Annotated in this window: 18 protein-coding genes; 4 read left to right on the forward strand and 14 right to left on the reverse strand. The window is 71.0% G+C overall.

The window, feature by feature from the left end:
• Positions 1-8: 8 nt before the first annotated feature.
• The 4 genes from ACZ6ZQ_RS13940 to ACZ6ZQ_RS13955 all read right to left on the reverse strand — a co-directional run bounded on the left by ACZ6ZQ_RS13940 (position 9) and on the right by ACZ6ZQ_RS13955 (position 2866).
• Entirely contained in the window at positions 9-1007 is a 999-nt protein-coding gene (locus tag ACZ6ZQ_RS13940) for an adenosine deaminase (RefSeq protein WP_469768756.1), read from the reverse strand.
• A 10-nt stretch (positions 1008-1017) separates the two neighbouring features.
• Positions 1018-1926: a ribonuclease Z gene (locus ACZ6ZQ_RS13945; protein WP_469768757.1), complete on the reverse strand. Its 909-nt coding sequence runs from the start codon at positions 1924-1926 to the stop codon at positions 1018-1020.
• A 7-nt stretch (positions 1927-1933) separates the two neighbouring features.
• Positions 1934-2293: a histidine triad nucleotide-binding protein gene (locus ACZ6ZQ_RS13950; protein ID WP_469768758.1), complete on the reverse strand. Its 360-nt coding sequence runs from the start codon at positions 2291-2293 to the stop codon at positions 1934-1936.
• Between the two features lie 66 nt (positions 2294-2359).
• On the reverse strand, positions 2360-2866 hold the full coding sequence (locus ACZ6ZQ_RS13955; RefSeq protein WP_469768759.1) for a hypothetical protein: 507 nt from the start codon (positions 2864-2866) through the stop codon (positions 2360-2362).
• A gap of 75 nt (positions 2867-2941) precedes the next feature.
• On the opposite strand from ACZ6ZQ_RS13955, the gene ACZ6ZQ_RS13960 reads away from it, so the two are divergent.
• A complete protein-coding gene (locus tag ACZ6ZQ_RS13960) occupies positions 2942-3331 on the forward strand; it encodes a hypothetical protein (RefSeq protein ID WP_469768760.1) in 390 nt (129 codons plus the stop codon).
• Here ACZ6ZQ_RS13960 and ACZ6ZQ_RS13965 read toward each other — a convergent pair.
• The 4 genes from ACZ6ZQ_RS13965 to hrcA all read right to left on the reverse strand — a co-directional run bounded on the left by ACZ6ZQ_RS13965 (position 3302) and on the right by hrcA (position 7839).
• A complete protein-coding gene (locus tag ACZ6ZQ_RS13965) occupies positions 3302-4033 on the reverse strand; it encodes a 16S rRNA (uracil(1498)-N(3))-methyltransferase (protein WP_469768761.1) in 732 nt (243 codons plus the stop codon). The genes ACZ6ZQ_RS13960 and ACZ6ZQ_RS13965 overlap by 30 nt on opposite strands.
• Complete coding sequence (locus ACZ6ZQ_RS13970) at positions 4030-5103, reverse strand: nitronate monooxygenase (RefSeq protein WP_469768762.1); 1074 nt, start codon at positions 5101-5103, stop codon at positions 4030-4032. The genes ACZ6ZQ_RS13965 and ACZ6ZQ_RS13970 overlap by 4 nt, the downstream gene beginning before the upstream one ends.
• Positions 5104-5682: 579 nt before the next feature.
• Positions 5683-6822: a molecular chaperone DnaJ gene (dnaJ, locus tag ACZ6ZQ_RS13975; RefSeq protein WP_469768763.1), complete on the reverse strand. Its 1140-nt coding sequence runs from the start codon at positions 6820-6822 to the stop codon at positions 5683-5685.
• The gene (gene hrcA, locus ACZ6ZQ_RS13980) at positions 6823-7839 is read right to left on the reverse strand and encodes a heat-inducible transcriptional repressor HrcA (protein WP_453659260.1); all 1017 of its coding nucleotides are present in this window, start codon (positions 7837-7839) and stop codon (positions 6823-6825) included. It abuts the gene before it with no gap.
• A 188-nt stretch (positions 7840-8027) separates the two neighbouring features.
• On the opposite strand from hrcA, the gene ACZ6ZQ_RS13985 reads away from it, so the two are divergent.
• A complete protein-coding gene (locus ACZ6ZQ_RS13985; RefSeq protein WP_469768764.1) occupies positions 8028-8759 on the forward strand; it encodes an MBL fold metallo-hydrolase in 732 nt (243 codons plus the stop codon).
• Between the two features lie 10 nt (positions 8760-8769).
• Complete coding sequence (locus ACZ6ZQ_RS13990) at positions 8770-9579, forward strand: DUF3097 domain-containing protein (protein ID WP_469768765.1); 810 nt, start codon at positions 8770-8772, stop codon at positions 9577-9579.
• 223 nt (positions 9580-9802) lie between these two features.
• Here the strand turns inward: ACZ6ZQ_RS13990 and hemW are convergent, their stop codons facing one another.
• The 4 genes from hemW to lepA form a co-directional block, all read right to left on the reverse strand.
• Positions 9803-11035: a radical SAM family heme chaperone HemW gene (gene hemW, locus ACZ6ZQ_RS13995; RefSeq protein ID WP_469768766.1), complete on the reverse strand. Its 1233-nt coding sequence runs from the start codon at positions 11033-11035 to the stop codon at positions 9803-9805.
• A 130-nt stretch (positions 11036-11165) separates the two neighbouring features.
• Positions 11166-13157, reverse strand: coding sequence for a SpoIIE family protein phosphatase (locus ACZ6ZQ_RS14000; protein WP_469768783.1), 1992 nt, complete (start codon positions 13155-13157; stop codon positions 11166-11168).
• A gap of 522 nt (positions 13158-13679) precedes the next feature.
• Positions 13680-15569, reverse strand: coding sequence for an AMP-dependent synthetase/ligase (locus tag ACZ6ZQ_RS14005; protein ID WP_469768767.1), 1890 nt, complete (start codon positions 15567-15569; stop codon positions 13680-13682).
• A 385-nt stretch (positions 15570-15954) separates the two neighbouring features.
• Positions 15955-17823: a translation elongation factor 4 gene (gene lepA / locus ACZ6ZQ_RS14010; protein WP_469768768.1), complete on the reverse strand. Its 1869-nt coding sequence runs from the start codon at positions 17821-17823 to the stop codon at positions 15955-15957.
• A 216-nt stretch (positions 17824-18039) separates the two neighbouring features.
• Between lepA and rpsT the strand changes: the two genes are divergently transcribed.
• Positions 18040-18306 carry a 30S ribosomal protein S20 gene (gene rpsT / locus ACZ6ZQ_RS14015; protein ID WP_453659254.1) on the forward strand — a complete coding sequence of 89 codons (267 nt, stop codon included), beginning with the start codon at positions 18040-18042 and terminating at the stop codon, positions 18304-18306.
• Positions 18307-18720: 414 nt separating this feature from the next.
• On the opposite strand, the gene holA is transcribed toward rpsT, so the two are convergent.
• Entirely contained in the window at positions 18721-19707 is a 987-nt protein-coding gene (holA, locus tag ACZ6ZQ_RS14020; protein ID WP_453659253.1) for a DNA polymerase III subunit delta, read from the reverse strand.
• 55 nt (positions 19708-19762) lie between these two features.
• Positions 19763-20008: a hypothetical protein gene (locus tag ACZ6ZQ_RS14025; RefSeq protein WP_469768769.1), complete on the reverse strand. Its 246-nt coding sequence runs from the start codon at positions 20006-20008 to the stop codon at positions 19763-19765.
• Positions 20009-20267: the final 259 nt, after the last annotated feature.

Raw genomic sequence — 20267 nt, forward strand, 5'->3', positions numbered from 1 at the left:
GGCCCGCGTCAGTCGGTGTCGAAGTCGTACGACTCGACGTCCGCCAGGTACCGCTCCCGGCGGGTCTCGTCATGGTCGAGGAACGCGGCCCGGAAGGAGTTGCGGGCCAGCTCGCGCAGCTGGTCCTGGCTCAGGCCCAGCGCCTCCCGTACCGCGTGGAACGTGTCGCCGACGTAGCCGCCGAAGTACGCGGGGTCGTCGGAGTTGACGGTCACGAGCAGCCCGGCGTCCATCATCGAGCGCAGCGGGTGGTCCTCCAGGGTGTCGACGGCGCGCAGGCGGACGTTCGACAGCGGGCACACGGTGAGGGGTACCCGGTCACGGACGAGGCGTTCGACCAGTTCCGGATCCTCCATCGCGCGCAGGCCGTGGTCGATGCGTTCGACCCCGAGAACGTCCAGGGCCTCCCGGATGTACGCGGGCGGGCCCTCCTCGCCGGCGTGGGCGACCTTGCGCAGTCCGAGGGACTCGGCGGCCGCGTACACCTCGCGGAACTTGGCGGGCGGATGCCCGACCTCGGCCGAGTCCAGGCCGACCGCGCTGATGTGGTGGAGGTACGGCTTCGCCGCGTCGAGCGTCTCCATGGCCGACTCGGCGGACTCGTCGCGCAGGAAACACATGATCAGCTGCGTGGAGACGCCGTGCCGCTCCTCGCCCCGGTCCAGCGCGTGCGCGAGCCCTTCGACGACCGTGCCGATCGGGATGCCGCGGCCGGTGTGCGCCTGCGGGTCGAAGAAGATCTCGGCGTGCCGTACGCCCTGTGCCGCCGCGCGCGCGAGGTACGCGTCGGCGAGGTCGGTGAAGTCGTTCGCGGTGTGCAGGACCGCCATCAGCCCGTAGTACAGGTCGAGGAAGGACTGCAGATCACTGAAGAGGTACGCCTTGCGGAGGTCTTCGGTGCCGGCGTACGGCAGCCGGACGCCGTTGCGCTCGGCCAGTTCGAAGGCGAGTTCGGGTTCGAGGGTGCCCTCGATGTGCAGGTGCAGTTCGGCCTTGGGGAGTGACATCGGTGCTCGCTCAGAGTTCGCGTTTGGGTACGGGGACCCGGACGAGGTCCTGGGCCACGGAGAGTTCGCCGTCGAAGCCGGCTGCCCGGGCCTGCCGCTCGAACTCCTCGGGCTCGCTGTAGCGCTGTGAGAAGTGTGTCAGGACGAGGTGCCGTACGCCCGCATCGCGCGCCACGCGAGCCGCCTGACCGGCGGTGAGGTGGCCGTGGTCGGTGGCCAGCAGATGGTCCTCGTCGAGGAACGTCGACTCGATGACGAGCATGTCGCAGCCCTCGGCCAGCTCGTACGCGCCCTCGCACAGCCTGGTGTCCATGACGAACGCGAAACGCTGGCCGCGCCGCACCTCGCTCACCTCTTCCAGGGTGACGCCGCCGAGTGCGCCCTCGCGCTGGATGCGGCCCACGTCGGGGCCCTTGATGCCGTGCGCGGCGAGCCGCTCGGGCAGCATGCGGCGGCCGTCGGGTTCAGTCAGCCGGTAGCCGAACGACTCCACGGGATGCGAGAGCCGGCGCGCCTCCAGGGTGTACGAGGAGGTCTCGGCGAGCACGCCGCCGGTGGCGACCGGCGCCTCGGTGAGCTGTACGCACTCCCGGTAGGCGGTCGCGTAGCGGAGCCGGTCGAAGAAGCGCTGCCCGCTCGCCGGGTAGTGCGCGGTCACCGGGTGCGGCACCTGGTCGAGGTTGATGCGCTGGATCACCCCGGCGAGGCCGAGGGAGTGGTCGCCGTGGAAGTGCGTGACACAGATGCGGTTGATGTCGTGCGCGGCGACGCCGGCCCGCAGCATCTGCCGCTGGGTGCCCTCGCCCGGGTCGAAGAGGATGCCTTCGCCGTCCCAGCGCAGCAGATAGCCGTTGTGGTTGCGGTGCCGGGTCGGGACCTGGCTGGCGGTGCCGAGCACGACCAGTTCTCGTACGGACATGCGGTGACTATCCGGGCGGCCAGTTGAAGCCGCGGCCGCCGAGGACGTGGAGGTGCGCGTGGAAGACGGTCTGTCCCGCGCCGCTGCCGGTGTTGAAGACGACACGGAAGCCGGTGGCGTCCACCTTGTCCCCGGCCGCGACCTCGGCCGCCTCGCGCAGTATGTCGGCGACGACGGTGGGCTCGGCCGCGGCGAGCGTGGCGGCGTCCGGGTAGTGCGACTTGGGGATGACAAGCACATGCGTCGGCGCCTGCGGATTGATGTCGCGGAAGGCGACGGTCGTCTCGGTCTCGCGTACGACGGTGGCCGGGACCTCCCCCGCGACGATCTTGCAGAACAGGCAGTCGGCTTGCGGTTCTCCCGCCATGGTCCGGGCCCCTTCATGACTCCGACGATCAATGGATCTGCATGCTATCGGTGCCGGGGCGCCGGGCTACTTGCCCGGGGTACGGGTTTCGGTGACGGTCACCGTCACGGTGACCGTGGGGCGGGGCGGGCCGTCGCCGCCGGGGACCCGCGTGGGTGTCGGGGCGCTGCAGTCGCCGAGGACACCGAGGTGGAAGACCGTACGGCCGCCGGCCTCGGCCTTCAGGTCGCCGCGTACGCAGCGCCCGTCGATCTCCTGGGTGACCTTGCCGTTGATCGTGATCTTCCGGCCGGGCCCTTGCGCACCGGTTTCGCGTTCGCCCTCGCATGCGACGGTGGCGACGGCCGGTGCCGAAGGGGAGGCCGTGTGACCGGTGCTGAGCGTGGTCGTACAGCTGAGCCAGCGCACCCGGACACCGGCGCGCTCCAGCGCGCGGGTGCCTGCGGCGTCCGTCGTGAAGGACACCGCCGTCGCGCTGAGCCCGCCGCCCGTGCCGGGTTCGCACGCCACGGCGCCGAGGGCCGCCGCGCCGGCCAGACCGATCGCTGCCAGTACACGTGTGTACGCGCCCATGCCCGGCAGCGTCCCACCGGCGCCGCGGTCGCGGTAGACCAGTTGCGGTCACAACGCGCCGCGTACGGTGGGGGGATGAGACGCGACCGCACACCCCGACGGCTGACGGTGGGCCCGGAGGTCTGGCTCTGGTCGGTCGGGCATCTGCACCCGGAATGCCGCGAGATCCTGACCGTGCGCCGCGCCGAAGCCCCGCACGCCCAGCTGCGGTTCGTGTTCCGTGACGGCAAGGGACGCATCGTGGCCGGCGCGTACTGGTCGTCCGGCCTGCTCGGCACCACCGGCCACGACACCTGCCTGAACCTTCACGAGCCCGGTGTCGTACGCCGGTTCCTCGACGAGGCCGCAGCGCGCGGGCTGCTGCCGGTCGCGCACGGCATCGCGGAGATCGACGGCTGGCCGCTGTTCGACGCGCTGGTGGGACGTACGGCCGGGTCAGGACCAGCGGCCGGTACGGCCCAGTAGCAGCGCCGCGGCCGCCGTCCCGGCCGTGGAGGTGCGCAGAACACTCCGCCCGAGCCGGTACGGCTTCGCGCCCGCCTCCGCGAAGGCGGCCAACTCCTCGGGGGAGACGCCCCCTTCGGGACCGACGACCAGCACGATCTCGCCGGACGACGGCAGCTGGGCGGTGGCGAGCGGCTCGGCGCCCTCCTCGTGCAGGACGGCGGCGAAGTCCGCTTCGGCGAGAAGTCGCACAACCTGCTTCGTCGTCGCGGCGTCCGCGACCGCCGGGAAGCGCAGCCGGCGCGACTGCTTGCCCGCCTCGCGCGCCGTGGCACGCCACTTGGCGAGGGACTTGGCGCCGCGGTCGCCCTTCCACTGCGTGATGCAGCGGGCGGCGGCCCACGGCACGATCGCGTCGACCCCGGTCTCCGTCATGGTCTCGACGGCGAGTTCGCCGCGGTCGCCCTTGGGAAGCGCCTGGACGACGGTGATCCGGGGCGAGGGCTCGCTCTCCGTGCGCACTTCGGTGACGGTGACATCGAGACGGTCCTTGCCCTCGACGGCGGCGACGGTGCCGTAGGCGCCGTTGCCCGCGCCGTCCGTCAGCACGATCTCCTCGCCGACGCGGAGCCTGCGCACCGAGACGGCGTGCCGTCCCTCGGGACCGTCGAGGGTGACGGTGCCGGAGGTGACGCGGTCGACGAGGAACACCGGGGCGGTCATGAGGGACTCCGCAGGGCGAGAGCGGCGCTCGCGGCGCCCAGTTCGGCAGCGAGCACCTCGACGAGGCGCCCGGCGGGAAGGTCGCGGGCCATCCGATGGCCCTGACCGGCCCAGAGGGCCATGCCCTGTGGGTCGCCCGCCTTGGCCGCGGCCTTGCGCAGACCGGAGGTGAGGTGGTGCACCTCGGGGTACGCGGCGGGCGCGTACCGTCCGTGCTCGCTCATGAACCGGTTGACCAGGCCGCGGGCCGGGCGTCCGGAGAAGGCCCGGGTGAGTTCGGTGCGGGTGAACAGCGGATTGGTCATGGCCTGCTTGTGCACCGCGTTCGCACCGGACTCGGGGCAGACGAGAAACGCGGTGCCGAGCTGGGCCGCGTCGGCGCCCGCGGCCAGCGCGGCGGCGATCTGGCTGCCGCGCATCAGTCCACCGGCCGCGACGATCGGGAGCGGTACGGTCTCCCTGATCAGCGCGATCAGTGCCAGCAGCCCGATCCCGCCGCAGTCGGTGGCAGGGTCGTCGCGGTGCGTGCCCTGGTGGCCGCCCGCCTCGATGCCCTGCACACAGATGGCGTCGGCGCCCACGTTCTGCGCGGCCTGTGCTTCCTCGGGCGTGGTGACGGTCACGACGGTGAGCGTCCCGGCGCGCTTGAGGGCGTCCAGGGTCTGCCGGGTGGGGCAGCCGAAGGTGAAGGACACAAGGGGTACGGGGTCGTCGCGCAGGATCGCCAGCTTGGCCTCGTACCCGTCGTCCCGTCCGGCCTCGGGGTCGCCGAGCGGCGTGTCGTACCAGCTCACCTCCCCGGCGAGCTGGTGCCGGTACACCTCGACGGCGGCCGGGTCGGCGTAATGCGGCTGGGGCATGAAGAGATTGACGCCGAAGGGACGGCCGGTGAGCCCACGCACCTGTTTGATCTCCTGGTACATGCCGTCCGCCGTCTTGTACCCGGCGGCCAGGAACCCGAACCCGCCGGCCTCGGACACGGCAGCGGCGAGCTCAGGACAGGAAGCGCCACCCGCCATGGGGGCCTGCACGATCGGGTAACGGCAGAGATCGGTCAGCGCGGAGGACATGCCCGCATGGTGCCACGTCCCGACGGCACGGCCGAATCCGGCGCGGGACGGCCCGCGTCCGCCCCCGGCGGGACGGGGTGCGGCGCGAAGCGGCCTCGCCCTCGGACGGCGAGTGCTTCCGGCGCAAAGCCCCAGCGCCTGGCAAGGGACGGGGGCCGTCGGGCCCCCCGTGACTCCCGCCCCGGGGGACGGGGGCCGTGGCGCGAAGCGCCCACGCCTGCCGGGGGAACGGGGGCCGTGAAGGCCCTGTAACTCCCGCCCGGGGACGGGGAGCCATGACGCGAAGCTGCCCGCGCCTGCCGGGGGAACGGAAGCTGTCAGGGCCCCGTAACCCCCGCCCAAGGGGGGACGGGGAGCCATGGCGCGGAGCGCCCACGCCTGCCCGGGGCAACCGGAGCCGTCAGCCACAGCTTCCGCCGCCAGGGCGACGAGAAGCCGTGGCGCAAAGCACCCGCGCCTACCCGACCGGAACGAAGACTCGCGCGACGCGAAGCACCCACGCCTCCCCCGGGGAACGGGGGCCATCAGGCTCCCGTGACTCCCGCCCCCGGGGGGGACCAGGTGAGTGGGGTTCCCCCCTCACCTACCGTTGAACGCGTCCTTGAGGCGGGAGAACAGTCCCTGCTGCCCCGGCTGGAACTGCCCCATCGGCCGCTCCTCGCCCCGCAGCTTCGCCAGCTCCCGCAGCACCCGCTCCTGCTCCGGATCCAGCTTCGTCGGCGTCATCACCTCGACATGGACGATGAGGTCACCACGCCCGCCGCCCCGCAGATGCGTCACACCGCGCCCGTGCAGCGGGATCGACTGCCCCGACTGCGTGCCCGGACGGATGTCGACCTCCTCCATGCCGTCGAGCGTCTCCAGCGGCACCTTCGTGCCGAGCGCACCCGCCGTCATCGGGATCGTCACCGTGCAGTGCAGATCGTCGCCGCGCCGCTGGAAGACAGGGTGCGGCAGCTCGTGGATCTCGACGTACAGGTCGCCGGCCGGGCCGCCGCCGGGGCCGACCTCGCCCTCGCCCGCCAGCTGGATCCGGGTGCCGTTGTCGACACCGGCCGGGATCTTGACCGTGAGAGTGCGACGCGACCGCACCCGGCCGTCGCCCGCACACTCGGGGCACGGAGTGGGGACCACGGTCCCGAAGCCCTGACACTGCGGGCAGGGGCGGGAGGTCATGACCTGCCCGAGGAAGGACCGGGTGACCTGGGAGACCTCACCGCGGCCGCGGCACATGTCACAGGTCTGGGCGGAGGTACCGGGAGCCGCTCCCTCGCCCGAGCAGGTCGTACACACGACAGCCGTGTCGACCTGGATGTCCTTCGTCGTCCCGAAAGCCGCCTCGCTGAGCTCGACCTCCAGCCGGATCATCGCGTCCTGACCGCGCCGCGTCCGCGACCTCGGCCCGCGCTGGGACGCCGTTCCGAAGAAGGCGTCCATGATGTCCGAGAAGTTACCGAAGCCGCCCGCGCCGAAGCCGCCGGCCCCGCCCCCGCCGCCCGCGGCGGAGAGCGGGTCGCCACCGAGGTCGTAGACCTGCTTCTTCTGCGGGTCCGAGAGCACCTCGTACGCGGCGTTGATCTCCTTGAAGCGCTCTTGCGTCTTCGGGTCCGGATTCACGTCCGGGTGGAGCTCACGCGCCAGCCGCCGGAAGGCCTTCTTGATCTCGTCCTGCGATGCGTCGCGGCGTACGCCCAGCACGGCGTAGTAGTCGGTGGCCACTTACGACTCCGCCAGGATCTGTCCGACGTAACGTGCCACTGCGCGTACCGCTCCCATCGTTCCGGGGTAGTCCATGCGGGTCGGTCCGACCACGCCGAGTTTGGCGACTGCCTCGTCGCCCGAACCGTAGCCGACCGCGACCACGGACGTGGAGTTGAGGCCCTCATGGGCATTCTCGTGCCCGATCCGTACGGTCATGCCCGAGTCCTTGGCCTCGCCGAGCAGCTTCAGCAGGACGACCTGCTCCTCCAGCGCCTCCAGGACGGGCCGGATGGTCAGCGGGAAGTCATGGCCGAAGCGCGTCAGATTGGCGGTGCCGCCGATCATCAGCCGCTCCTCGGTCTCCTCCACGAGCGTTTCGAGGAGGGTCGAGAGCACCGTCGAGACCGTGCCCCGGTCGTCCAGTTCGAACGACTCGGGAAGATCCTGCACCAGCTGCGGGACGTCAGTGAAGCGACGGCCCACCACCCGGCTGTTCAGCCGGGCCCGCAGATCCGCCAGCGAGGTCTCGCCGAACGGCGCCGGGCAGTCCACATGCCGCTGCTCGACCCGTCCGGTGTCGGTGATCAGCACCAGCATCAAACGCGCCGGAGCCAGCGCCAGCAGCTCCACATGCCGCACGGTCGAGCGGGTGAGGGACGGGTACTGGACGACCGCGACCTGCCGGGTCAGCTGCGCGAGCAGCCGAACCGTGCGCGCCACGACGTCGTCGAGGTCGACGGCCCCGTCCAGGAAGTTCTGGATCGCGCGCCGCTCGGGGGACGACAGCGGCTTGACGCCCGCCAGCTTGTCCACGAACAGGCGGTAGCCCTTGTCCGTCGGAATCCGTCCGGCGCTGGTGTGGGGCTGGGCGATGAACCCTTCCTCCTCCAGCACCGCCATGTCGTTGCGCACGGTGGCCGGCGAGACACCCAGCCGGTGCCGCTCCGTGAGGGCTTTGGAACCGACGGGCTCCTCCGTCCCGACATAGTCCTGGACGATGGCGCGCAGCACTTCGAGTCTGCGTTCGCTGAGCATCGCGCACACCTCCAGCTGTGGTTCCTCGGCGGTCGGTCGGTCCTGCCTGGCACTCGCTGCGGCTGAGTGCCAGTCTTCCCCCGGGCCAGTGTACGGCGGGGAGGTACGCACCTAGCAAGGGCGATCGGACACGCTACCGCCCCGCGGACCGGCAAGACGTCGCTGGTCGCCCGGGATAGCGTCGCCGTATGGACGTCAGTTGGGAAGACTTCGGATGGGAACGTCTCGGCGACGGAGTGGGCCGGCGACGCATGCCTGTCTGGGACGCCACCATCGGTCTTGTCGTCGGAGAAACCGCGGCCCTGCTGTACGACACGGGCTCCACACTCCGTGAGGGCGCCGAGCTGCGCACCCAGGCCGAGGCCCTTCTCGGCGGCCGCCGTGTGACGCATATCGCGCTCAGCCACCCCCATTTCGACCACGTCTTCGGCACGGCGGCGTTCTCGGCGGTCCAGGTGTACGGCGCGGTCGGCATCGACGAGCTGCTCGTCCGCGAGCGGGACGTGCTGCGCGACGACGCGATCCGCCACGGTGTGACGCCTGCCGACGCGGCGCAGGCCACGGACGTGCTGGTGCGGCCGCAGCACACCGTCTCCGACCCGTGGACCCTGGACCTCGGCGGCCGCCAGGTCCTGCTGGTGAACGCCGGACCGGGCCACTCCGGCCACGACCTCGCCGTACTGGTGCCCGGCGCGGCTGCTGACCCGGCGATTGTCTTCTGCGGCGACCTGGTCGAGGAGTCGGGCGACCCCCAGGCGGGGCCGGACGCGACCCCCTCCCGCTGGCCGGCGGCCCTGGACCGGCTGCTCGCGCTGGCCGGAGAGGACGCGGTGTACGTACCGGGTCACGGGGCGGCGGTGGACGCCGCCTTCGTACGCGCTCAACGGGATGAGCTGGCCCGGCGGTTCGGGGTGTCGTAGCGTCTGCGGAATGCGCAGTTACAGCCCCGACCTGACCCCACCGTGGAAGCGGTCCACCCCCGTGCCGGAGGTGCCGGCCGAGCCCGATCTCGTCGTCGAGGAGGTCACGACGGGCTTCTGCGGCGCGGTGATCCGCTGCGAGGCGGGGACGGTGACGCTGGAGGACCGCTTCGGCAAGCACCGGGTGTTCCCGCTGGAGCCGCGCGGATTCCTGCTGGAGGGGAAGGTCGTCACGCTGGTCCGGCCGTCCTCCGGCGCTCCGGTACGGCTCACCCGTACGGCCTCCGGCTCGGTCGCCGTCCCCGGCGCACGGGCCCGGGTCGCCCGCGCGGGCCGCATCTACGTGGAGGGCCGCCACGACGCCGAACTGGTCGAGAAGGTGTGGGGCGACGACCTGCGCATCGAGGGCGTGGTCGTCGAGTACCTGGAGGGCGTCGACGACCTCCCGTCCATCGTCGCGGACTTCTCCCCGACGGCGGACGCCCGTCTGGGCGTCCTCGTCGACCATCTGGTCCCCGGCTCCAAGGAGTCCCGCATCGCGGGGTCCGTCACGGACCCGCATGTGCTGGTGGTGGGCCATCCGTACATCGATGTGTGGGAAGCCGTGAAGCCCTCGTCGCTGGGAATCGCGGGCTGGCCCTCCGTACCGCGCGGCCAGGACTGGAAGACGGGCGTCTGCCGCGCCCTGGGCTGGCCGCCGAACACGGGTGCGGCGTGGCAGCACATCCTGTCGCGGGTGACGAGCTACCGGGACCTCGAGCCGGCGCTGCTGGGAAGGGTGGAAGAGCTGATCGACTTCGTGACGGCGCCGCCGGAGTAGCCCCGGGGCTCCACCCGAAGTCCAGCCGGGCCGGAACCCCGAGAACCCACCCCGGTGCGGCGCTTGAGGCGCGAGGCCTGGGCAGCGCCCCGAAAACCCGCCCCGGTCGGCACTTGAGACGCAGGGCCTGGGGCAGCACCCCCAAACCCAGCCCCGCCGGCGCTTGAGGCGCGGGGTCTTGGGGCAGCGCCCCAGTTCGGGAAGGGGCGGGGTGGGGAAACTCTCAGTCCACCAGGTCCCGGACCACCGCGTCCGCCAGCAGCCGGCCCCGCAGGGTCAACGCCGCCCGCCCGGCCTCGTACGCCCCCGCGTCCAGCAGCCCGTCCGCCAAGGCGCGGCGCGACGCCGCGAGCCCCTCCGGCTTCAGGAGGGACAGCGGGCAGCCCTCGACGAGCCGCAGCTCCAGCAGCACCCGCTCGACCCGACGGTCCTCGTCCGGCAGGACCTCCCGCCCCGCACCAGGCGACCGCCCCTCCGCGAGCGCCGCCGCATACGCGCCGGGATGCTTCACGTTCCACCACCGCACACCCCCCACGTGGCTGTGCGCCCCCGGGCCCGCCCCCCACCAGTCCGCGCCGCGCCAGTACAGCTCGTTGTGCAGGCAGCGCCCCGCCTCGGACGTGGCCCAGTTCGACACCTCGTACCAGTCGAACCCCGCCGCCGACAGCACTTCCTCCGCGATCAGATACCGGTCGGCGTGCACATCGTCGTCGGTCATCGGCACCTCACCGCGCCGGATCCGCCGGGCCAGCTGCGTGCCCTCCTCGACGATCAGCGCGTATGCGCTGACGTGGTCCGGCCCGGCCCCGATCGCCGCGTCGAGCGACGCCCGCCAGTCGTCGTCGCTCTCCCCCGGCGTGCCGTAGATCAGATCCAGGTTCACATGCTCGAAGCCCGCCGCCCGCGCCTCGGCGACACACGCCTCGGGCCGTCCCGGAGTGTGCGTGCGGTCCAGCACCTTCAGCACGTGCTGCCGCGCGCTCTGCATGCCGAACGACAACCGGTTGAAGCCGCCCGCCCGCAGCTCCGTCAGATACGCGGGGTCCACGGACTCCGGATTCGCCTCGGTCGTGATCTCGGCATCGTCCGCGAGACCGAACTCCTCCCGAACCGCCCCCAGCATCCGTACGAGATCGCCGGCGGCCAGCAGCGTCGGCGTACCGCCGCCCACGAACACGGTCCTGACCTGCCGCGGATCGTCGCCGAGGACCTTCCGGGCGAGCCGGATCTCCTCGATCAGCGTGTCCGCGTAGTTGTCGCGGGAGGCCAGCACACCTCCGCTGCCGCGCAGCTCGTTCGCCGTGTACGTGTTGAAGTCGCAGTAGCCGCAGCGCGTGGCGCAGTACGGAACGTGCAGGTAGAACCCGAGGGGCCGGTCGCCCGCGCCGGTGAGGGCGTGCGGGGGCAGCGCCCCGTCCAGGGGCATGGGCTCACCATCAGGCAGTACGGAAGGCATACGCCCCATTGTCCGCTACGTGCGCGGGTCCCCGGACAGCCACGCGCGCGGATCCCCGGACAGCCACGCGCGCGGGTCCCCGGACAGCCACGTGCGCGGGTCCCCGGACAGCCACGGTTCCCGGGACAGCTCAGCGCGCCTGGAGCACCAGCAGCGCCAGGTCGTCGTCCGGCGGGGCCTCCGCGAACGTGTGCACCGCCTGCCGTATGCGGTCCGCGACACCCTGCGCGGTAAGGCCCGTGCAGTCGCCGAGCGCCCGCGCCAGCCCGTCGGCGTCGTCGAACATCCGCTGCCCGGAGCGCCGCTCCGTGACCCCGTCGGTGACACAGAGCAGCGTGTCGCCCGGCTCCAGCTCGAAGGTCTGGCTCTCGTACGCGACGTCCTCGACGACTCCGAGGAGGAGCTGGGAGGCGGCAGCCGGGCGTACGGTGCCGTCGGGGCGCAGCAGCAGGGGCAGCGGGTGGCCGGCACAGGCCAGGGTGCAGCGGACTCCGCCTCCGCCAGGGAGCGGTGTCAGCTCCCCGTACAGCAGCGACAGAAACCGCGACTGGGGTCCGTCGTGGTGACCGGACCCGTGACCGGACCCGTGACCAGAGCCGTGACCAGAGCCGTGACCGGACCCGGGGCCGGTGGTTTGGTGCCCGAGGCCGGAGCCGCGGGCGGGGCTGGTGGTTGGGTGACCGGGACCCGTGCCGGAGCCCGCTCCCGCCACCATGAGCGCCGCCGCCTCCGCCGCCTCCATCGCGTCGTCGAGGAGCAGTCCGTTGAGCCGGTCGAGGACCTCGCCGACCTGGTACCCCTCGCGGGCGAGCAGCCGCAGCCAGGGCCGGGCGAGGCCGGTGACGACGGCGGCCTCGGGCCCGCTGCCCTGGACGTCGCCGAGCATGAAGCACCAGCGGCCGCCGCTGCCGGCCGGGAAGATGTCGTAGAAGTCGCCGCCCGCCAGGCCCTCGTCGCTCGGCTCGTACACGAGCGAGCTGTCGACGCCCGGGATCTGGGCGACCTGGGCGGGCAGCAGCCCACGCTGCAGCACCCGGCTGATGGTGGCCTGCCGGGTGTACTGGCGGGCGGCCCCGATCGCGAGGCCCACGCGGCGCGCGAAGTCCTCGAGCAGGGCGGTCGCTTCGTCGGGGACGCCCGGCAGCCCCTCGCGGCCGAGGAGCAGCGTGCCGAGCGGCCGTGCGCCCGTGGCCAGCCGGAACGCCACCGCGCTTCCGTCCGCGCCTTCCGGCCATGCGACGGGGACCGTCACGGCCCCGCCGCGCGCCTCGTCCAGTAACCGCGGCGGCTCCTTGACCAGAACAACTCGCAGGCCCTCGATGGCCGACTCGTCGGCATGCCACACCCGGGCCAGCCGGGGCGCGGGCCCCGCCTCACCATCCAGCCAGACCGCACACCAGTCGGCGAGCCGCGGCACCAGGAGCTGGCCCGCGAGCGCCGCGACCATGTCCTCGTCGAGCTGTCCGGCAAGCAGGTCGGACGCCTCGGCGAGGAAGGAAAGGGAGCCGCGGCTGATCCACTCCCGGTCGTCGCGTACGGCCCGGCGCGGCGTGGGAGCGAGGATCTCGGCCGCCCGCAGTCCGCGCTGCAACGCGGCCTCGCCTCCGGGCAGCGCCCCCACGGTCTGGCACCCGTCGAGGGAGAGGCGGGCCCAGACCGTCTTGAGACCCGGCCGGTAGGTGATTCCCCAGACGGCGGCGAGCGTGGCGACGAGGTGCAGTCCGCGCCCGTACTCCGGCTCGCCGGGGAGCGCCGCCGACTCGGAGCCGTCGCTGCGTACCGCCCGGGTCGGGTGGTGGTCGGACACCTCGATGACCAGGGCCGCCGGGTCGTCGTCGGTGGCCGGGTCCAGCCGCGTGAGCACCTCGACATTGGTGCCCGCGTGCACGACGGCGTTGGTGACGAGTTCGCTGACGACGAGCACGGCGTCGTCGGCGAGCCGGTCCGTACCGCGCGTGGCGACCGTCCCGAGCCGGGTCCAGTCGGCGAGCGCAGCCCGTACGAACCGGCGCGCGGCGGACGCGGCGAGCGGATTCCCGGGCAGGCTGGTGCGGGCGACTGAGCGTGCGTCACCACGCTGTGAGAGCAGGTGCACCGAGCGGTGCGTGGTCTCCTGCTGCATCGGAACGGACCCCACGCGGCGGCTCCTGTCCGGTCTGTCTTGCCCTCCGACAACACCGACAGAGTGACAGACCGAGCGCGCTCATAAGCGTGGAGTCATCGAAGTGGGCAGATATGAACCAGCCCGGATGACGGAGTACGCGGGTGCCGACGCAGGCCGGATGCGCGCCGGACATGCCTCGGACGTGCACGAATGACAACTCTGCCGGTCTCTGACGCGTACGGACAGCACCTCGAACAGCACATCGAACGGCGCCTCGAAAAGTACCTGTCGAACAGCGCCACACGAACAGCGCCAGCGAACAGCGCCACACGAACAGTGCCCAGCGAACAGCGCCGAGCGCGGGCGACACTGCGAACGCCACCGCAAACGCCACCGTGGGCGCGAACGAGGAGTCCTCGTCGCGCCCACGGTTCGCATCGCAGTCCACACGCCCCCGGCGGCCCGGTAGCCCGACTGCCCGGCGATCCGGCCGCCCGGCAACCCGACTTGCCCGGCAACCCGACTTGCCCGGCGGCTTGATCAGGCTTCGCGCGACCCCGCGTACATGTCGTCGATGAGCTCCTTGTACTCGCGCTCGACGACAGGCCGCTTCAGCTTCAGACTCGGCGTCAGCTCGCCGTGCTCGACATCGAGGTCGCGGGGCAGCAGACGGAACTTCTTGATGGTCTGCCAGCGCTGCAGCGTCTCGTTGAGGCGCTTCACGTAGCCCTCGACGAGCTGCTCCGTCTGCGGGGCGGCGACGACCTCGGCGTAGGACTTGCCCTCCAGGCCGTTCTCCTTGGCCCAGCCGAGGATGGCGGCCTCGTCGAGCGCGATCAGCGCGGTGCAGAAGTTACGGTCCGCGCCGTGCACCAGGATGTTGGAGACGAACGGGCACACCGCCTTGAACTGGCCCTCGACCTCGGCCGGCGCGATGTACTTTCCGCCGGAGGTCTTGATCAGGTCCTTCTTACGGTCGGTGATCTTCAGATAGCCGTCGGCGGAGAGTTCGCCGATGTCGCCCGTGTGGAACCAGCCGTCGGCCTCCAGGACTTCGGCGGTCTTCTCCGGGAGCCCGTGGTAGCCCTCCATGATGCCGGGGCCGCGCAGCAGGATCTCGCCGTCGTCGGCGATGCGCACCTCGGTGCCGGGGAGCGGCTTGCCGACGGTGCCCGTGCGGTATGCCTCGCCCGGGTTGACGAAGGAGGCGGCGCTGGACTCCGTGAGGCCGTAGCCCTCCAGGATGTGGATACCGGCACCGGAGAAGAAGAAGCCGATCTCGGGCGCGAGCGCGGCGGAGCCGGAGACGGCGGCGCGCAGCCGGCCGCCGAAGGCCTCGCGGAGCTTGGAGTAGACGAGCACGTCGGCGACCTTGTGCTTGGCCGTGAGGCCGAAGGAGGCCGAGGCGGTGCCCGTGCGGCGGAAGCTGTCCTGCGACTCCTTGGCGTACTCGCGCGCCACACCGGCGGCCCACTGGAAGATCTTGTACTTGGCGGCGCCGCCGGCCCGCGCCTTGGCGGCCACGCCGTTGTAGACCTTCTCGAAGATGCGGGGCACGGCCGCCATGTACGTCGGCTGGACCACCGGCAGATTCTCGATGATCTTGTCAACGCGTCCGTCGACCGCGGTGACGTGCCCGACCTCGATCTGGCCGGAGGTCAGCACCTTGCCGAAGACGTGCGCGAGCGGCAGCCACAGGTACTGGACGTCGTCCGCGGTGACCAGGCCGGTCGAGGCGATGGCCCTCGCCATGTACGACCAGTTGTCGTGCGGCAGCCGGACACCCTTGGGGCGGCCGGTGGTGCCCGAGGTGTAGATGAGGGTGGCGAGCTGCTCGGAGGTGATCGCCCCGATCCGCTCGGTGACGCCCTCCGGCTGCTTGGCGAGGTACTTGGCGCCGCGCGCCTCGAGGTCGGCGAGGGAGAGCACCCAGCCGTCGGGGTCGCCCTCGGCCGGCTCGGCTGCGGCGGGGTCGATCACCACGACATGCTTGAGGTTCGGCAGCTCGTCGCGCTTCTCGCGCGCCTTGGCCAGCTGGGCGGCGTCCTCGGCGACCAGCACGCGGCTTTCGGAGTCGGCGAGGATGTACGCGGACTCCTCGGCGTTGGTCTGCGGGTACACGGTCGTCGTGGCCGCGCCCGCGCAGAGGATGCCGAGGTCGGCGAGAATCCACTCCACCCGGGTGGCGGAGGCGAGCGCGACCCGCTCCTCGGGGTGCACACCCAGATCGATCAGCCCCGCGGCGATGGAGTAGACCCGCTCGGCGGCCTGGCCCCAGCTCAGCGACTTCCAGTCGTCGGGCCCGTCTCCGGTGGCCGAAGGAACCGGGTAGCGGTACGCCTCCGCATCGGGAGTCGCCGCCACACGCTGGACGAAGAGGTTCGCCACGGAGGGCGGTCGGTTCTCGATCTGGGTCTGTGTGTCGCTCACGACATCCTCCGGGCCTGCTGCTGCAGCGTTGCTGCATGACTGGCTGATTTGCACGAGTGGTCACATTTGTTTAACTCGCGAGTAACCACCGGGCCGTGATCAGGGTAGAGCTCCGGGCTCCGCCACGTAAGAGGCTGCGGGCTGCCGCTTCATAACGAACAGGCCCCCGCGCGGCAGCGCGGGGGCCTGTGGGGCAGATCGGACAAATGGGGCGGTTGGTGCTTCTGTGCTACCTCGCGGCGACCGCTTCGCCACTTGTGCGAAGCTTCTCCGTCGCCCGGGCTTCGTTCACCGCCGCCCGGGCTCGGCTCTCCGCCTCCGCCACTTCTTCCTCTGCTACGCCTTCTACTTCTTCCCCTGCTACTTCCTCTACTACTTCTTCGTACTACTTCTTCGCCTTGCCGCCGGACTCGTCGCTGGACAGCACAGCGATGAAGGCCTCCTGCGGCACCTCCACGGAACCGACCATCTTCATCCGCTTCTTGCCCTCCTTCTGCTTCTCCAGCAGCTTCCGCTTACGGGAGATGTCACCGCCGTAACACTTGGCGAGGACGTCCTTACGGATGGCGCGGATGGTCTCGCGGGCGATGACCCGGGAACCGATGGCGGCCTGGATGGGCACCTCGAAGGCCTGCCGGGGGATGAGCTCCCTGAGCTTGGCGACGAGCCGCACTCCGTACGCGTACGCCGCGTCCTTGTGGGTGATGGCGGAGAACGCGTCGACCTTGTCGCCGTGCAGCAGGATGTCGACCTTGACCAGGCTGGAGACCTGCTCGCCCGTGGGCTCGTAGTCCAGCGAGGCGTAACCGCGCGTCTTGGACTTCAGCTGGTCGAAGAAGTCGAAGACGATCTCCGCGAGGGGGAGGGTGTAGCGGATCTCGACCCGGTCCTCGGAGAGGTAGTCCATGCCGAGCAGCGTGCCCCGGCGGGTCTGGCAGAGCTCCATGATCGCGCCGATGAACTCGCTGGGAGCGAGGACCGTGGCCCGTACGACCGGCTCGTACACCTCGCCGATCTTGCCCTCGGGGAACTCGCTCGGGTTGGTGACGGTGTGCTCGCTGCCGTCCTCCATGGTCACCCGGTAGACCACGTTGGGCGCGGTCGCGATCAGGTCGAGGCCGAACTCGCGCTCCAGCCGCTCGCGGATCACGTCAAGGTGGAGGAGGCCGAGGAAGCCGACGCGGAAGCCGAAACCGAGGGCGGCGGAGGTCTCCGGCTCGTACACCAGCGCGGCGTCGTTGAGCTGCAGCTTGTCGAGGGCGTCACGCAGCTCGGGGTAGTCCGAGCCGTCCAGCGGGTACAGGCCGGAGAACACCATCGGCTTGGGGTCCTTGTAGCCGCCGAGCGCCTCGGTGGCGCCCTTGTGCAGGGTCGTGATGGTGTCACCTACCTTGGACTGGCGGACGTCCTTCACACCGGTGATGAGGTAGCCGACCTCACCGACGCCGAGGCCGTCGGCCGGGAGCATCTCCGGGGAGTTGGTGCCGATCTCCAGCAGCTCGTGCGTGGCGCCGGTGGACATCATCCGGATGCGCTCACGCTTGTTGAGCTGGCCGTCGATGACTCGTACGTACGTGACGACGCCGCGGTACGAGTCGTAGACGGAGTCGAAGATCATCGCGCGGGCGGGGGCGTCCTTGACGCCGACCGGGGCCGGCACGTCCTGGACCACCCTGTCGAGCAGCGCGTCCACGCCGATACCTGTCTTGGCCGAGACCTTCAGGACGTCCGACGGGTCGCAGCCGATGAGGTTGGCGAGCTCCTCGGAGAACTTCTCGGGCTGCGCCGCCGGCAGGTCGATCTTGTTGAGGACCGGGACGATGGTGAGGTCGTTCTCCATCGCGAGGTAGAGATTGGCGAGGGTCTGCGCCTCGATGCCCTGAGCCGCGTCCACCAGCAGGATCGTGCCCTCGCAGGCAGCGAGCGAACGGGACACCTCGTAGGTGAAGTCCACGTGGCCCGGGGTGTCGATCATGTTCAGGATGTGGGTCTTGCCCTGACCGTCGCCCGTGGTGGGCGCCCAGGGCAGACGCACGGCCTGGGACTTGATCGTGATGCCACGCTCACGCTCGATGTCCATACGGTCGAGGTACTGAGCGCGCATCTGCCGCTGCTCGACCACACCGGTCAGCTGGAGCATCCGGTCGGCAAGCGTCGACTTGCCGTGGTCGATGTGCGCGATGATGCAGAAATTGCGGATCAGCGCCGGGTCGGTACGGCTCGGCTCGGGCACATGGCTAGGGGTCGCGGGCACGCAGGGTCCTGATTCTTGAGCGCCGAGCGCTCGTGTCTCGGGTCGTTGTCGGACGATGTCGATCGATACGCAGTCTCCATCGTCCCACGGCTGCCGGGCTGCGCTCGGTTTGGGCCGGTAGGAGGGCGACTGGTAACCTGGGCAGCTGTGTCTCGTACGCCCTCTCAGCTACGAGTCACCTCTCTGATAGATCATCGAACCTGAAAAGGCTCTTTCGTGGCGAACATCAAGTCCCAGATCAAGCGGAACAAGACGAACGAGAAGGCGCGCCTGCGCAACAAGGCCGTCAAGTCCTCGCTCAAGACCGCGATCCGCAAGGCCCGTGAGGCTGCCGCCGCGGGTGACGTCGAGAAGGCCACCGTGGCCGCTCGCGAGGCCGCCCGCAAGCTCGACAAGGCTGTCTCGAAGGGTGTCATCCACAAGAACGCCGCCGCCAACAAGAAGTCGGCGCTGGCGTCCAAGGTTGCCTCCCTGCAGGGCTGAGCGCTCTTGCTGTAATCCCGGGGGGTGACCCCCGGACCCGGCAGAAACCCCTCGCGGGGTGGCACGCCGGACGACTTGATCGCCGGAACGGACCAAGCGGGCCCTCTCATCCGCTCCTGCCCGGCACCCCGGACTCGCACGCGGCCTGCGTTCGCCACGCGGGTGTGAGTCCAAAGTCTTTAATCGAAGGCCCCGTCTCCTGTCCTTCCCCCAGGACGGAGGGCGGGGCCTTCGGTATACCCCGCTCGCCTGCGACGGGGCGAGCGGGCGGGCGCGGTGGGGCGTCGTGCCGAGGCGTCGTGCCGAGGCGTCGTGCCGAGGCGTCGTGCCGAGGCGTCGTGCCGAGGCGTCGTGCCGAGGCGTCGTGCCGAGGCGTCGTGCTGGGGGCGAGGGAAGACGGGGGATGCTTGGGCACTAGCGACGCAGACGCGCCGCTCGCGCCACCGTCACCACCGCTTTCTCCAACGCGTACTCCGGGTCGTCCCCGCCGCCCTTGACCCCGGCATCCGCCTCCGCGACCGCCCGCAGGGCAAGGGCCACGCCGTCCGGCGTCCAGCCCCGCATCTGCTGGCGGACGCGGTCGATCTTCCAGGGGGGCATCCCGAGCTCACGGGCGAGGTCGGCGGGGCGGCCGCCACGCGCCGACGAGAGCTTGCCGATCGCCCGCACCCCCTGCGCCAGTGCGCTGGTGATCAGTACCGGAGCGACGCCGGTCGAGAGGGACCAGCGGAGCGCCTCCAGGGCCTCGGCGGCGCGGCCCTCAACAGCCCGATCGGCGACCGTGAAGCTGGACGCCTCGGCACGCCCCGTGTAGTAGCGGCCGACGACCGCTTCGTCGATCGTGCCTTCGACGTCCGCCACGAGCTGCGACACCGCGCTCGCCAGCTCCCGCAGATCGCTGCCGATGGAGTCGACGAGCGCCTGACACGCCTCCGGCGTCGCGGACCGCCCGAGGGCGCGGAACTCGGAGCGTACGAAGGTGAGCCGCTCCGCCGGCTTGGTCGTCTTGGGGCACGCCACCTCACGAGCGCCGGCCTTGCGCGCCGCGTCCAGCAGTCCCTTCCCCTTCGCGCCGCCGGCGTGCAGCAGGACGAGGGTGATCTCCTCGACGGGGGCATCGAGATACGCCTTGACGTCCTTGATCGTGTCGGCGGACAGATCCTGCGCGTTCCGCACGACGACGACCTTGCGCTCCGCGAAGAGCGAGGGGCTGGTCAGCTCGGCCAGCGTGCCGGGCTGGACCTGCTCGGGGGAGAGATCGCGTACGTCCGTGTCGGCGTCAGCGGCCCGGGCGGCCGCCACCACCTGCTGCACGGCACGGTCCAGCAGCAGGTCCTCCTGGCCCACGGCGAGCGTGACGGGGGCGAGGGGATCGTCGTTCGTGTTCTTCCTGGTGGCCATCGCGGTCCAGCATCGCACGGGCCACTGACACCGCAGGCACCCGTGACGGACGGGGCTACGGTTCCTCCCGCCAGCCGTCCCAGTCCGCCACGAACTCGTCCAGTTCGACGGCGTCCAGCCGGCCCTCCGGATCCTCGACGACCACCAGCCACTGGGCGTCCTCGGCGTCGTCCTCTCCGGCCAGGGCATCCCGGACCAGCTGGGGCTCGTCGCCCACGCCGAAGTGATCGCCGATGGCCTCGATGACCTCCTCGGCGGCGTCGCGGTCGGGCAGCACCAGCACATGTCTCATGTCGCTCACCGCCACATTGTGCCGCTTGTGGCCCTCCTCGGATTGCGGCCCTTGCCTGGACGACGCTTCTCAGACGTGCTGCCTGGACGTGCTCCTCGGAGGCGCTCCTCGGACGTGCTCCTCGAAGTCTTGCTCAGACGCGCTTCTCGGACGCGCTTCTCAGACACGCTCTCAGCTTGTTCTTTAACCTCGCGCCGCGTCGGACGGTCGCGCGGTGGGAGAAACTTTGGTGCGTGTCGGGGGCAGACTGGTCAGACTCACGGCATGA

Source organism: Streptomyces sp. NPDC053673 (assembly GCF_055585225.1).